Origin of the sequence: Roseovarius sp. CAU 1744 (genome assembly GCF_039839345.1) — a bacterium.
Taxonomy (GTDB): domain Bacteria; phylum Pseudomonadota; class Alphaproteobacteria; order Rhodobacterales; family Rhodobacteraceae; genus Roseovarius.
In genome coordinates, this window is the sequence record NZ_JBDOQV010000009.1 from 228057 (window position 1) to 240940 (window position 12884).

Here is a 12884-nt window from a genome sequence, read left to right on the forward strand (position 1 = left end):
CGGGATGCCATTGTTTCAGCCTTGTGCGCCTACACAGGTGTCTGAAAGTCACTGCGGCAATGGCTGGCGTTTCCACCACCGGGTGGCGTGGATCTGTGCCTGCAACGATCAATGGCCCGGCAATCACGTTGCGCTCATGAACCCGTCGAAAAACGTCGCAAGCTCCTCGGTGGCGTCCAGCGGCAAAACGTGCCCCACATACTGATCCGGGCGCACGATGACCAAGGCGCCCAACCTCCGGTCAATGCCGCGAAGATCGAAGATTTCCGGGCCATGCTTTGAGGCGGGGCAGAATATCTTTTCATAATCAGTCAGGCCGAGTTTGCCTTTGGCAGGCAAGAGCAGTTTCGGCATTTCTTCGAGGGCAAGATCCCGATGGTGTGACTGAAAGACCGCGCGGACATCAATCACGCTGTCGATATCGGCACCTTTGGGCGTGTAGCGGATGACCGGGCTGTCGGGACTGTCCTGCAGGAAGCTGCAGAGTTTGTCGATGCCGCCACCGGTCTGGCCATTGTCGTTCTTGCCGGCAAAGGCAACCAGCCTCCAGCGACCATCGGCTTTGACAGTATGGCCAAGTTGCATGACGCGGGCATCGCCAAGGCGGGTGACTGCCGCCGAATGGAACCGCATCCCCAGTTTCAGACCTTTGGCAAGGTGCTGGTGATCATTCGGCCCGACAATCAGGGAACTTTCATAGCGGGTCTCGACCCCGGCCGTGTAGCGGCCGTGCTTCTTGAAATATCGCTGGAACTGTTCGGCTTCGGCAGCGTTCCTGGGCTTGGCACTGAAGAGCCGCGCCATGTCGCGATCAAAGTCGATCAGCTCCTTGGCCTTTGCGCGGCGCTCGTCGGAATAGGTATTCAGCAGGGCAGGCAAGGCCTGCCCGCGCAGGACCGCGGCGAGTTTCCATCCGAGGTTATAGGTATCGGCCATCGAGACGTTCATGCCCTGGCCCGCCTTGGGGCTGTGGGTATGACAGGCATCGCCCGCGATGAAGATATGCGGCGTGCGGTCCGCGCGCTCGGCCTCCGGCACGTCGTCGAATGCGTCGCAGACGCGTTGGCCGATTTCGTAGGCCGACCACCAGGCCACGTCCTTCACGTCCAGGGAATAGGGATCGAGAATGGCGCGCGCATTGTCGATGAGCATTTCGGATGTCACGTCTCGATCTGCCGCGCGTTCATCGCCATGCAATTCGTCCAGTTCGATATACATGCGGACCATGTAGCCGCCTTCGCGCGGGATGATGAGGATGCTGCCGTGATCGGCGGATTGTATCGCGGCCTTCAGCCGGATATCGGGAAAGTCCGTCACCGCCAGCACATCCATCACGCCCCAGAGCTGCCGCGCGGCTTCGCCTTTCAGCGCGTGACCCATCGACTTGCGCACCGTGCTGCGGGCCCCGTCGCAGCCAACCACGTAACGCGCTCGGATGGTTTCCGTTTGGCCTTTGGCATCGAGACACTTAAACACCGCGGTAACTGGATGGTCGGGATCATCCGTTTTGGTCAGCGATACCAGTTCGCGGTTGTAATCAGGCTGTAGCCGGTGCGGTGAGTTTCGCATGATCTCAAGGTAGAAATCATGCACACGCGCCTGGTTGAGGATCACGTGGGGCATCTCGGAAAGGTCGTCTTCGACATCCTGGATGCGGTCCGCGCGGGTTAGACCCGCCCCATCCAATCCGGGCCGCCAGAAGGAGACTTCGTTGACCCAGTAGGATTCTTTCATGACCTTCTCGGCAAATCCAAACGCCTCGAACATTTCGATCGACCGGCAGGCGATGCCGTCGGCCTGGCCAACCTCCAACGGTCCCGATTTGCGCTCGGTGATCCGGGTGGTGATCTCGGGAAAGGCCGAGAGCTGTGCCGCCAGAGTCAATCCAGCGGGGCCGCATCCGACGATGAGGACATCGACAACGCCAGGAGTTTGCTCTGAAGCCACCAATGCTTCGGCAATCGACGGATCGCCGCTTCTGAAGCCGTTCAAATGGTATTGCATCCTGGTCTCCGTATAATAGTATGTATGCTTACTATATATCCGGCAGCCAAACGCCTGTCAATATAGTATGTATGCTTACTAATTGTGGATATCGCCATGAACGATCAAATTTCCCTGGAAATCATGCCCGGACATCTGATTCGCAGGCTGAACCAACTCTCGACGTCGATCTTCCAGATTCGCATGAAAGAAGGCGGCTTTGATGTTACCTCGGTTCAGTTTGCCGCGCTCAGCGCGTTGGGCAGCCAGCCGCAAATTGATCAGGCCACCTTGGCAAACATGATCGCCTACGACCGCGCAACAATTGGCGACGTGGTCAAGCGGTTGGTTCAAAAGGGATTGATCGAGCGGCGGGTAGACCGAGAGGACCGGCGTGCGCGCAAGCTATGTTTGACGTCGGCCGGCAAAGACCTCCTGGCCGATTTGGAACCTGTTGTTTTGGCCCTTCAGGGCGAAATATTGTCGGCATTGTCAGAGCAGGAGCATGATGTGTTCGTGCAACTGGCCCAGAAGGCATTGTTGAAAGCCGAAAGTGATACCGGCTGACAGCTGAACGGCCCGCATCGCATGCCGGCCGTCCTAGGTGTTGTCAGAAGGTCATCCGCCGATCAGCCTCGGGACAAAGAGCGTAAGCGCGGGGATCAGCAACAGCAGGCCCACGCGAAGGATCTCTGCCCCGAGGAAGGGCATGACGCCCCGGAACACGGTGGACATCGGTGTGTCGCGCGCCAGCGAGGAAATGATGAAGACATTCAGGCCGACGGGCGGTGTGATCAATCCGAGCTCCACCACGATCAGCGCCAATATTCCGAACCAGATTTTCAGTTCTTCCGGGTCCAGTCCGAAGGCAGAGGTTTCGGCGGTCACGTATTCCCCGCCATTGAGCGCGATCAAGGTGGGCCAGAAGAAAGGCACCACAACCAGGATCATCGCCAGGCTTTCCATGAAGCAGCCCAGGATGATGAAGATACAGAGCATGATCACCAGGATCGTCATCGGCTCCATACCGCTGGTCGCGGCCCAATCAGACAGGGCTTGCGGAAGGTTCGTCCGCGTGAAGAACCCCTTCAGGACTTCGGCGCCGAACAGGATCAGATAGATCATGCCGCTGGTGATCGCCGTGGCGCGGATTGCCCGCAGAAGCCCGGCCAGGTTGAGGCCCTCGCCTGTCAGGCCGCGCAGGATGAAACCGTAAGCTGCAATGGCGAACACACCGATGCTGGCCGCGGGAGTAGGGGTGAAGAGGCCAAAGCCAAGCCCCAGGATGATGCCGCCGAAAATCGCGATTACAGGCCAGAGGCGGCGAACAGCCTTGCGCCGTTCGTCAGGCTCCATTTGTGTAGGGTCCGGTGCGAGCGACGGATTGAGCCGGACCTGGATCGCGATGACCAGGATAAAGCCCAGAACCGCGATCATGCCCGGCACGATGGCTGCCTGAAACATCTTGAGGATCGAACCCTCGACGATAATCGCGTAGATCACCAAGGCGACCGACGGCGGAATGAGAATGCCCAGCGTGCCGCCTGCGGCCAGGGAGCCCGAGGCAAGGCTGGGCGCATATCCCAGCTTCTTCAGCTCGGGCAGCGCAACTTTGCCCATCGTGGCTGCGGTGGCCAGTGAAGACCCGCAAACGGCCCCGAAACCGCCACACGCCGCAACCGCTGCCATTGCGACGCCGCCGCGCAGCCGCGACATCAGCGCCTCGAGCCCCTTGAAAAGGTCACTCGATAGCCTCGCCTCTGCCGCGATATAGCCCATGAGGACAAACAGCGGCACAACCGACAAGTCGTAGTTCGCGACGTTCTCCCACAGCAGGCTCTTGAATTGTTTGAGGTAGGGCACAAACCGGATGTAGCTGACGGCATGGCTGAGCACCCAGGTGCCCCCGATACCGACCAGGATCATGGCGATGCCCACGGGCATGCGCAGGATCAGAAGGCCAAACAGCACGATCAGCCCGATGACGCCGATGGTAATGGGATCAAGCATCTGTCGCGCCTCCGACAACTTGCGAGGCCGCAATCAGCGCCCATAGCAACATCGAGGCGAGGCCGGGAATGTAAAACGGCCATGTCGGCCAGCCCAGAACGCTGGTCACAACCGTGTCGGAACGAGCCTCCAGCAATCCGAAGACCATCCAGTAGGCCAGAAACAGCGCAACCGCAGCCGTCAGCACAAGCCAAATCTTGTCGAAGCCGCGCTGGACGATCAGTGGCAGCCGGTCCACGAAAAGCTCGACCGCGACGTGGCCCCGATGCGCCTGGCAGTAGGGAAAGAACATGAGCGCCGCGCAGCTGATGGCAAGCTGGACGAAGTCTTCGTATCCGGGCAAGCCCGATATGTTTGCCCCAAACATTCCCGCGATCCGGTCGAGGATAAAGGCGGTGGTGTTCGTGGTGGTCACGGCGACGATCAAAAGCAATATCGCGCCGCCAAGCAGGGCAAAGATATCTGCCAGTCTTCTGAGAACGACGGTCATGGCTGTTTCTCCCTCATTGAATTGGAGAGCCCGGGAGGGGCATCAGGCCCCTCCCGCGTCAAAGTGTCAGTTGCTCGAGCTGGCCGCGGCAACCGCCGAACGTGCTTGTTCGACAAGCGCAGCTCCGTCGATCCCTTTGCCAGCAACATCGTCGATCCAACGCTGCACGACCTGCTCGCTGACTGCGTTGAACTTGGCGGCCTCCTCCTCGGAGAGAACGATGCGTTCCGCGCCCGCATCCGAAAGCGCGGTCTCGCCGCTGGTCTCGAACCCTTCCCAGATCTCGCCGATTTCGGCGGCGACATTGGATCCGGAATTCGCGTCGATCACAGCCTTGAGGTCGTCGGGCAACGCCTCGTAGGCATCCTTGTTCATGGCTACCATGAAGGTCGAGGTGCCAAAGCGATCACCCCCGGGGAGCTCTGTCGTGGATTTGTCGAGCTCCTGCAGCTTCAGGGCGGGGACGATCTCCAGCGGGATGAGCGCGCCATCCACGACACCTTTGGACATCGCTTCCGGCAGGGTCGGGACAGGCATGCCGACGGGCTCGGCCCCGATACCTTCAATGACCCAGGCACCCGTACGGCTTGGCGTACGAAGCTTCAGGCCAGAGGCGTCTGCCAATGAACGCACGGGTGTGCTGGCTGAATGGATCAGGTTTCCGTCATGGCTGTGCAGGAAGAGAATGTGCACATCCTCGAAATCTTCCGCCAGCAGGTCAAGCGACGCATTCATAGCGATCGTGGTTGCCTTGGCAGATCCCGCGTGCACCAAGGGCAGCTCGAAAACCTCGCTGCGCGTGAAGACGCCCGGCGTATAGCCCAGGAGGGTCCAGACGATATCAGTGGTTCCGTCGCGGACCTGTCCATAGAGCTCATTGGGTTTGCCGCCCATCGACATGGCCGGGAAAATCTCGATGGCGATGCGGCCATCGCTATCTGCCTGAACCTTTTCGGCCCAGGGCTGAAGCATGTCCTTGTGGGCATTCGCAACAGGCGGCAGGAAGTGATGCATGGTCAGTGTCACGTCCTGCGCCAGGCTGGCCGTGGCCGAAAGCGCAAACGCTGTGATCGTGCCCAGGAATTTGGTCTTCGTCTTCATTTTGGTTTCCTCCTTTGGTCCTTCGTTCGGTCGTCGCTGCCGGCCCGCATGTCACGGATTTGCGGGGTCTGGGCACCGTCGTCTGGACGGCGATACGAGATCATTTCGTGGCTCCACCCATCGCCGTTACGTGTTCACAGAGAGACTTGCCCGCAGCCAGTGATCTGGAAGCCGCGACTGCCATTTGCGGCAGGATCATCCATTCTAGCGCCCAGGCGCTGCCCGAGCGTTCCTGTTCGTGAACAAGCGCGTGGTGCATGCCGGACAGTTGCGTGGCATTAAAACGGGCGAGCGTCACAAGAAGTTCGGCAAGAATCGGGTTCTGCTTGTGGGGCATCGCAGAAGACCCGCCACCGCCGCTAACCTGAATGTCATCAAGGCCCTGTTGGGCCATCAGGCAGATATCCTGGCCCATCTTGCCAAGAGTGCCCGAAATCAATGACAGCAGACCGGCATATTCGGCGATGCCGTCTCGTGCCGTGTGCCATGTGAAGTCGGGTTCGGCCAGATCCAACGTCTGGGCGATGGCACGGGCGATCCTTGCTGCATTGGGCTCCATTTGCTTTCGGTCGCCCGCCGCACCGCCAAGCTGCAGCTTTTCGACGCGCGGGCGCAGTTCTTGCAACCGGCTGCGGTGGGATTCGACCGGTGCGCGCCAGGCGGCGATCCTGTCAGAAACCGTGATCGGCATCGCGGCCTGCATTCTTGTCCGGCCCATCAAGGGGTTTGTCCCGAACTTCTTGTTCAGCCGGTCCAATTGACCGATCAACGCCTGCAATCGCGTAAGCAACAGTTCCGTGTTCTCGCGCAGCGTCAGTGCAAGGGCGGTGTCGAGGACATCCTGCGATGTCGTGCCGGTGTGTATCGCTGAGGCAAGCGGACCAGCGGCACGTTTCAATTGCGCGACCAATGCCGGGATCGGCAAGCCATCCTTGGCCGTTCCGTCCCGCAGTTCTTGCATGTCGGGCTTGAAGGTTTCGATCACCTCAGCCGCCGATGTGGCCGTCTTGGCATCGCTGACGTCTGCCGCTCCAAGAGCGCGTGAATAGGCGGCTTCAAATGCGAGCATATGCGAAAGCTGACGGTCCGGTGACCAGATTTCACACGCGTCTTCGTCGGCAAACAGTCCGCCGAGCCAGGGATGATCGAACACGCTGATCACCGGCGCACCATCCGAGGTGCAGGAGCGCGCAGTGGCATCATCTTTGATCCGCAAGTTTCACTCTTCTTCGGCCTATCGCCAAAAAAATGGGTGCTGTTCCTGTTGTCTCGGTTCACAAGCTCTTTTCCGAGCAATCCGAAAGGCGGTGGCCGGTGGAAGCATGACATTGCTCCGCCCGATTTGGTCATTTGCATTTGCATAGAATCCTCCCAGTGCCCCATTCCCAAAGGTTGCCTTACCAAAACGGATATGTAAAATTACTTTTTGCCCGGTATAATTATCAAAATCGGCAACTAATTCCCCTCGTGCTGCGATCAGGCGCAGGATAGCCACCTGTCGAGCATCTTTGAGTGATCGGGTTGGCGATTTTTCCGGCTGCCAGTGATGGCTTGCAGTGAGTGCTCAGAGCGGCATTGCGGTTTTCATCGTACGGGTCCGGCTTCGTCATTGCTTTGCCGCTTCGGAGTGATCTGGCGGATTAGGCGTTGCGCTATTGACCGTTCCTTGCGCTTCCAGGAGCGCCTGGCGAAACAGGCGGACCGGCGGGGTGGGATCTTCTTCGGATCGCGCCATGATACCGATCGGCCCCGCCATTGCGCTTGTTTCAATTGGCAGCAAAACCATACGGTCGGCCGCGATGTCACGTGCCACTACGCCCTGGCTGATGATCCAGACCGCCTGCGCCGGGCCGAGGGTCATGGATCGACCGAACGCACCGGAAACGGTTTCGAGGCGATTCGGCCAGTCTCCGATCCCGTTCATGATCAGGAACCTGTCGACCAACGGACGGATGGCCGCCTCCTTGGGCGGATACAGGATGCACCAGTTGGCCAGGGCTTCGAGGTCGTCGCATCCGGTCAGCGGGTGATCTGCCGCGACGGCGAACACGACCTGCTCGGAATAGAGCTGCGTGAACGCAAGGCCTGTCATGGTGTCCGGCCTGCCCATGCGCCCGATGACAAGATCGACGGCGCCCGCGCGCAGGCGATCCACCAGTTCTTCGATGCGGCCGTCTTCGACCATGACCGGTGTCGCGGGTGAGAGTTCCGAAAACCTCAGGACCGCGTCGGGCAGCAGGTCGGCCGCGACGCTTGGCAATGCGCCGATGCGCAGCGGCGCCGCCGCGCCCGCACTCAGTGCGTCAAGGCTGGTCAGCCCGTGGTTCAGCGCCGCCAGGCTCTGCTCCGCAAACTGCCGGAATACCGCGCCTTCCCGGGTAAGGTCGACGCCGCCGCGATCCCTGGTCAGCAACTGGACACCCAGGATCGTTTCAAGATCTTTCAGGGTCTTGGATATCGCCGGTTGGGTCAAAAAAATCCGCTCCGCCGCGGATTTCAGGCTGCCGCAGCGGACTGTTTCGACAAATGCGTAGAGGTGCCGCATTTTGATTTGGCGCGCATGTTTACTTTCCATAACGGCAACTATAACGCCTCTTTTGTCATTTTACATATACTTTAATGCTAATTAAAAAGGAAGCAACAGAGCTGGAGGCACGTCATGAAGACACAAGTCGCAATCATCGGGGGTGGGCCATCCGGACTTCTGCTGTCTCAACTCCTGCATACCCGCGGCATCGATAGCGTCGTGCTTGAGCGCAAGACCAAGGAGTATGTTCTTGGGCGCATCCGGGCCGGTGTGCTGGAACAGGGCTTTGTCCAGTTGATGGAGGAAGCAGGCTGCGCCGACCGGATGTATGCAGAAGGGTTCACCCATGATGGAACCCTTATCTCTTACGGTGACGAGATATTCCGGGTCGATTTCAAACACCTCACCGGCAAGCCGGTGATGGTATACGGTCAGACCGAGGTGACGCGCGACCTCTACGAGGCACGAGAAAAGGCCGGTGGCAAGATCGAGTTCAACGTCGAGGATGTCGTGATCCACGGTGCTGACAGTGACACGCCGCATGTCAGCTATTTGGTGGGGGGAGAAGCCCGCCGGCTGGATTGTGATTTTGTTGCGGGCTGCGATGGTTTCCACGGCGTGAGCCGGCAGACCATTCCGCTTGATGTCCGCAGGGAATACGAGAAGGTTTACCCGTTTGGCTGGCTTGGCATCCTCAGCGAAACGCCGCCAGTCAACCATGAACTGATCTACGCAAATTCGAGCCGTGGATTTGCGCTTTGCTCGATGCGCAACGATAACCTCAGCCGCTATTACATCCAGTGCTCGCTCAGCGACAGCCCGAGCGATTGGACGGATGACGCATTCTGGAAAGAGCTGAAGCGCCGGATTCCGCAGGAACACGCGGAAACGCTTGTCACCGGACCTTCAATCGAGAAATCGATCGCACCGCTGCGGTCCTTCGTGACGGAACCGATGCGATGGGGAAGACTGTTTCTGTGTGGAGACGCCGCGCATATTGTTCCGCCAACGGGCGCAAAGGGCCTGAACACGGCCGCATCGGATATTCATTACCTCTATAATGGTCTGAAAGAATTCTACGAAACCGGCAGCGAGGAAGGCATTGACACCTATTCCATCAAGGCGCTCAAGCGCATCTGGAAAGCCGAGCGGTTTTCCTGGTGGTTCTCGTCGCTGATGCACCGCTATCCGGACCAGTCTGAATTCGACCTGAAGATGCAGGTTGCCGATCTCGAGTTCCTGCGGTCGAGCGAGTCCGCGCAGAAGGCGATGGCCGAAAATTACGTGGGATTGCCATATTGATGCGTATCATGAAGACAAACGGCGTGGCACATCATTGGCGCGAGGATGGAGACCCCAATGGACAGCCGGTGGTTTTTGCCAATTCGCTTGGCACCGATCTGCGGCTGTGGGACGCCTTGCTACCGCGCCTGCCGGACGGGTTTCGCCTGATCCGGTACGACAAGCGCGGTCACGGGTTGTCTGAATGTCCCGATGGTCCCTACGAAATGGATGAACTGGTTGCAGATGCAGAAGGGCTGATCGAAGGCCTGGGCCTGGGGCCGGTGATTTTCGTGGGCCTCTCGATCGGTGGCATGATCGGGCTGGCGCTATCTGCCAAGCGGCCCGACCTGATGCGTGCCCTTGTGCTGTCGAATTCGGCTTGCAAGATGGGCACGCCCGAGATGTGGAATGCCCGGATCGACGCCATCCGCGAACATGGTATCGACTCGCAGGCCGAATTGATCCTTGATCGCTGGTTCGGGGCGGCGTTTCGCGAAACACCCGATGTCCTGCTTTGGCGTGCGATGCTGACCCGGACGCCGGTCCGGGGGTATCTTGGCTGCTGCGCGGCAATTGCCGGCACTGACTTGTCGGACACCACGCGGCGATTGCGGCTGCCGGTGCTTGGCATCGCCGGAACAGAAGACGGCGCCAGCCCACCTGAAATCGTCGAGGAGACCTGCGCGCTCATTCTGGGCTCCACGTGCCACACCATCCCGGCGGCCGGCCACTTGCCGTGTGTCGAGACGCCAGCCGCATACGCAAGAATTCTCGCGCCCTTTCTGAAGGAACATACCCATGTCTGATCGCTTCAACACCGGAATGACCGTACGCCGCGAGGTGCTGGGCGACGCGCATGTCGACAAGGCCGAAGCCGCGAAAACCGATTTCGACGGGCCGTTCCAAAAGTTCATCACCGAAGACGCCTGGGGTACGGTCTGGGCGGATGAGACGATATCACGCCGCGAACGTTCGATGCTGACGCTCGCCCTGCTGGCCGCCACCGGCAATTTCGAAGAGATTCCGATGCATATCAGGGCAACCCGCAATACCGGGGCCTCGCCCGAGGATGTCTTGCAGGCTTTCATGCATGTCGCTGTCTATGCCGGTGTCCCGAAGGCGAACCACGCCATCAAGCTGGCCAAAGCCACATTTGCCGAGTTTGAGGAGGAAAGAGGATGACCAAACCCGCAGAATATTACCAGCGCGATCGGGGCCGGCACCCGCCCGCCTACACGCCGAACTACAAGACATCTGTGGCGCGTTCGCCCCGCTATTCGCTGATAAGCCTTCAGCAGTCGGTCAGCGAAATCACCGGGCCGGTCTTTGGGCATGACGACGTGGCCGCGCTTGACCATGATCTGATCAAGAACTACGCCAAACACGGCGATCCGGTCGGGGAACGCATCATCGTGCATGGCCGCGTTCTGGACGAAAACGCGCGGCCGGTGCCGAATACCCTGGTCGAGATCTGGCAGGCCAACGCGGGCGGTCGGTATCGCCACAAGAAAGACACCTATCTTGCGCCGATCGATCCGAACTTCGGGGGTTGCGGCCGCACCTTGACGGATGACGAAGGCTATTATTTCTTCCGCACGATCAAACCCGGCGCATATCCTTGGCGCAACATGGTCAACAATTGGCGTCCCGCCCATATCCATTTTTCGGTGTTTGGCGCGTCATTCAGCCAGCGGCTTATCACGCAGCTTTATTTTGAAGGCGATCCGCTTATCCCGCTTTGCCCCATCGTACAGACGATTCCCGATCCGGATGCAATTGACCAGCTGACGGCAAAGCTCGACATGAACGCGACAATCCCGCTCGACACGATCGCCTACAGGTTCGACATCGTATTGCGCGGCCGCCGGTCGACGCTGTTTGAAAACCGTCTGGAGGGGAACTGATGGGACAGACACTGAACTATCTCAAGGAATCGTCCTCGCAGACCGCAGGGCCCTACGTGCATATCGGTCTGGCGCCCGGCGCCGCCGGCTTTGACATCTATGACCAGGAACTCGGGTGGGATATCGCCGGCCCCAACGCCAAGGGGGAACGTATCCGGATCGAAGGTCAGGTTTTCGACGGCACCGGCTCGCCGATCAAGGACGTCTTGCTGGAGGCCTGGCAAGCCAATGCTGACGGCAATTATGCGCATCCCGAAGGCGGTGGCGAGGTCGAGGCGGGGTTTCGCGGCTGGGGCAGGGTCATCACCGACTTTGACACCGGCGAATGGGCATTCGATACCGTCAAACCGGGCGCGGCGATGGGCCGTTCCGGCCGGGTGATGGCGCCGCATATCAATTTATGGATCGTCGCCCGGGGCATCAATATCGGCTTGAACACGCGCCTGTATTTCGATGACGAGGTCGAGGCAAACGCGAAAGACCCGGTTATCAACCTCATTGAATGGGAAAACCGCCGCAAAACACTGATCGCGAAACGCACCGAGCGCGAAGGGCAGGTGATCTACCGCTTCGACATCCGCGTTCAGGGTGAAAACGAAACCGTCTTCTTCGAAATCTGAGGCACCAAAATGTCCAACCCCTGCATAATCTGCGTGGCGATCACGGGGTCGCTGCCGACCAAAGACAACAACCCGGCTGTTCCGATTTCCATCGCCGAGCAGATCGAAAGCACCCACGAGGCGTTCGAAGCAGGCGCCAGCATCGCGCATTGCCATGTGCGCGATGACGCGGGCAAGCCAACCTCGGATCCCGAGCGTTTCGCGCGGCTCAAGGAAGGGCTGGAAAAGCACTGCCCCGGCATGATCGTCCAGCTTTCGACCGGTGGCCGATCGGGCGCGGGCCGCGAGAGGGGCGGGATGCTGCCACTCAGGCCGGACATGGCCTCGCTGTCTGTCGGGTCGAATAATTTCCCGACACGGGTCTACGAAAACAGCCCCGATCTGGTGGACTGGCTGGCCTCGGAAATGGTCGCCCATGACGTGAAGCCCGAGATCGAGGCGTTTGATCTGGGCCATATCGTGCAGGCCACCCGCATGGCTGCCGACGGGCGTCTGAAGGGGCCGCTTTACGTGCAGTTCGTCATGGGCGTGAAGAACGCCATGCCGGCAGACGAGCCGATCTTCGATTTCTACATCGAAACGCTCAAGCGCCTGGCCCCGGATGCCCAATGGTGTGCCGCGGGCATCGGCCCCGCGCAATTGACGATCAATGAATGGTCGATCGCCAGGGGCGGGCACACGCGCACGGGTCTCGAAGACAATGTGCGGCTTGACCGTGAACGGCTCGCCCCGTCGAACGCCGCGCTGGTGAAGCGGGCGGTCGAGATCTGCGAAAAATACGGACGCCCGGTTGCCACCTGGCGGCAGGCACGTGAAATTCTTCAACTGAGAGAGGTTGCGGCATGAAGAAAGTATACGGTAGCGCGTCTGCGGCGCTGGACGGTTTGCTGCGTGATGGCATGCTGATTTCCGCGGGCGGGTTTGGTCTGTGCGGCATTCCCGAGTTGCTGATTGACGCGATTGTC

General features: G+C 59.7%; 15 protein-coding genes. 8 read left to right on the top strand and 7 right to left on the bottom strand.

What is annotated here, in order from left to right; genetic code table 11:
• Positions 1-123: 123 nt before the first annotated feature.
• Positions 124-2004 (bottom strand): FAD-binding monooxygenase, encoded by a 1881-nt coding sequence (locus AAFO92_RS18680; protein WP_347537725.1) that lies wholly within the window; start codon positions 2002-2004, stop codon positions 124-126.
• Positions 2005-2100: 96 nt separating this feature from the next.
• Here AAFO92_RS18680 and AAFO92_RS18685 point away from each other — a divergent pair, with 96 nt between their 5' ends.
• Positions 2101-2550 carry a MarR family winged helix-turn-helix transcriptional regulator gene (locus AAFO92_RS18685; protein WP_347537727.1) on the top strand — a complete coding sequence of 150 codons (450 nt, stop codon included), beginning with the start codon at positions 2101-2103 and terminating at the stop codon, positions 2548-2550.
• A gap of 51 nt (positions 2551-2601) precedes the next feature.
• On the opposite strand, the gene AAFO92_RS18690 is transcribed toward AAFO92_RS18685, so the two are convergent.
• The 6 genes from AAFO92_RS18690 to pcaQ all read right to left on the bottom strand — a co-directional run bounded on the left by AAFO92_RS18690 (position 2602) and on the right by pcaQ (position 8159).
• Positions 2602-3993, bottom strand: coding sequence for a TRAP transporter large permease (locus tag AAFO92_RS18690; protein ID WP_347537729.1), 1392 nt, complete (start codon positions 3991-3993; stop codon positions 2602-2604).
• Positions 3986-4483, bottom strand: coding sequence for a TRAP transporter small permease (locus AAFO92_RS18695; protein ID WP_347537731.1), 498 nt, complete (start codon positions 4481-4483; stop codon positions 3986-3988). Before AAFO92_RS18695 ends, AAFO92_RS18690 begins: the two co-directional genes overlap by 8 nt.
• A gap of 66 nt (positions 4484-4549) precedes the next feature.
• Positions 4550-5584: a TRAP transporter substrate-binding protein gene (locus AAFO92_RS18700; RefSeq protein WP_347537733.1), complete on the bottom strand. Its 1035-nt coding sequence runs from the start codon at positions 5582-5584 to the stop codon at positions 4550-4552.
• 100 nt (positions 5585-5684) lie between these two features.
• Complete coding sequence (locus tag AAFO92_RS18705) at positions 5685-6800, bottom strand: 3-carboxy-cis,cis-muconate cycloisomerase (protein WP_347537735.1); 1116 nt, start codon at positions 6798-6800, stop codon at positions 5685-5687.
• An 18-nt stretch (positions 6801-6818) separates the two neighbouring features.
• A complete protein-coding gene (locus tag AAFO92_RS18710; protein WP_347537737.1) occupies positions 6819-7079 on the bottom strand; it encodes a hypothetical protein in 261 nt (86 codons plus the stop codon).
• Between the two features lie 111 nt (positions 7080-7190).
• Positions 7191-8159, bottom strand: coding sequence for a pca operon transcription factor PcaQ (gene pcaQ / locus AAFO92_RS18715; protein WP_347537739.1), 969 nt, complete (start codon positions 8157-8159; stop codon positions 7191-7193).
• An 84-nt stretch (positions 8160-8243) separates the two neighbouring features.
• Between pcaQ and pobA the strand changes: the two genes are divergently transcribed.
• From pobA to AAFO92_RS18750, 7 genes are all read left to right on the top strand, one after another.
• Positions 8244-9413: a 4-hydroxybenzoate 3-monooxygenase gene (pobA, locus tag AAFO92_RS18720; protein WP_347537741.1), complete on the top strand. Its 1170-nt coding sequence runs from the start codon at positions 8244-8246 to the stop codon at positions 9411-9413.
• The gene (gene pcaD, locus AAFO92_RS18725) at positions 9413-10201 is read left to right on the top strand and encodes a 3-oxoadipate enol-lactonase (protein ID WP_347537743.1); all 789 of its coding nucleotides are present in this window, start codon (positions 9413-9415) and stop codon (positions 10199-10201) included. Before pobA ends, pcaD begins: the two co-directional genes overlap by 1 nt.
• On the top strand, positions 10194-10577 hold the full coding sequence (gene pcaC, locus AAFO92_RS18730; protein ID WP_347537744.1) for a 4-carboxymuconolactone decarboxylase: 384 nt from the start codon (positions 10194-10196) through the stop codon (positions 10575-10577). The genes pcaD and pcaC overlap by 8 nt, the downstream gene beginning before the upstream one ends.
• Positions 10574-11299 carry a protocatechuate 3,4-dioxygenase subunit beta gene (pcaH, locus tag AAFO92_RS18735; protein WP_347537746.1) on the top strand — a complete coding sequence of 242 codons (726 nt, stop codon included), beginning with the start codon at positions 10574-10576 and terminating at the stop codon, positions 11297-11299. Before pcaC ends, pcaH begins: the two co-directional genes overlap by 4 nt.
• On the top strand, positions 11299-11919 hold the full coding sequence (gene pcaG / locus AAFO92_RS18740) for a protocatechuate 3,4-dioxygenase subunit alpha (protein WP_347537748.1): 621 nt from the start codon (positions 11299-11301) through the stop codon (positions 11917-11919). The genes pcaH and pcaG overlap by 1 nt, the downstream gene beginning before the upstream one ends.
• 9 nt (positions 11920-11928) lie before the next feature.
• A complete protein-coding gene (locus AAFO92_RS18745; protein WP_347537750.1) occupies positions 11929-12765 on the top strand; it encodes a 3-keto-5-aminohexanoate cleavage protein in 837 nt (278 codons plus the stop codon).
• The coding region (locus tag AAFO92_RS18750; RefSeq protein ID WP_347535689.1) for a CoA-transferase at positions 12762-12884 on the top strand (123 nt) is incomplete at its 3' end. The genes AAFO92_RS18745 and AAFO92_RS18750, both read left to right, overlap by 4 nt.

Bases quoted from the DNA above. Each gene is read 5' to 3' on its own strand.
- AAFO92_RS18680 (WP_347537725.1), bottom strand. From the start codon at position 2,004: ATGCAATACCATTTGAACGGCTTCAGAAGCGGCGATCCGTCGATTGCC.
- AAFO92_RS18685 (WP_347537727.1), top strand. From the start codon at position 2,101: ATGAACGATCAAATTTCCCTGGAAATCATGCCCGGACATCTGATTCGC.
- AAFO92_RS18690 (WP_347537729.1), bottom strand. From the start codon at position 3,993: ATGCTTGATCCCATTACCATCGGCGTCATCGGGCTGATCGTGCTGTTT.
- AAFO92_RS18695 (WP_347537731.1), bottom strand. From the start codon at position 4,483: ATGACCGTCGTTCTCAGAAGACTGGCAGATATCTTTGCCCTGCTTGGC.
- AAFO92_RS18700 (WP_347537733.1), bottom strand. From the start codon at position 5,584: ATGAAGACGAAGACCAAATTCCTGGGCACGATCACAGCGTTTGCGCTT.
- pcaQ (WP_347537739.1), bottom strand. From the start codon at position 8,159: ATGGAAAGTAAACATGCGCGCCAAATCAAAATGCGGCACCTCTACGCA.
- pobA (WP_347537741.1), top strand. From the start codon at position 8,244: ATGAAGACACAAGTCGCAATCATCGGGGGTGGGCCATCCGGACTTCTG.
- pcaD (WP_347537743.1), top strand. From the start codon at position 9,413: ATGCGTATCATGAAGACAAACGGCGTGGCACATCATTGGCGCGAGGAT.
- pcaC (WP_347537744.1), top strand. From the start codon at position 10,194: ATGTCTGATCGCTTCAACACCGGAATGACCGTACGCCGCGAGGTGCTG.
- pcaH (WP_347537746.1), top strand. From the start codon at position 10,574: ATGACCAAACCCGCAGAATATTACCAGCGCGATCGGGGCCGGCACCCG.
- pcaG (WP_347537748.1), top strand. From the start codon at position 11,299: ATGGGACAGACACTGAACTATCTCAAGGAATCGTCCTCGCAGACCGCA.
- AAFO92_RS18745 (WP_347537750.1), top strand. From the start codon at position 11,929: ATGTCCAACCCCTGCATAATCTGCGTGGCGATCACGGGGTCGCTGCCG.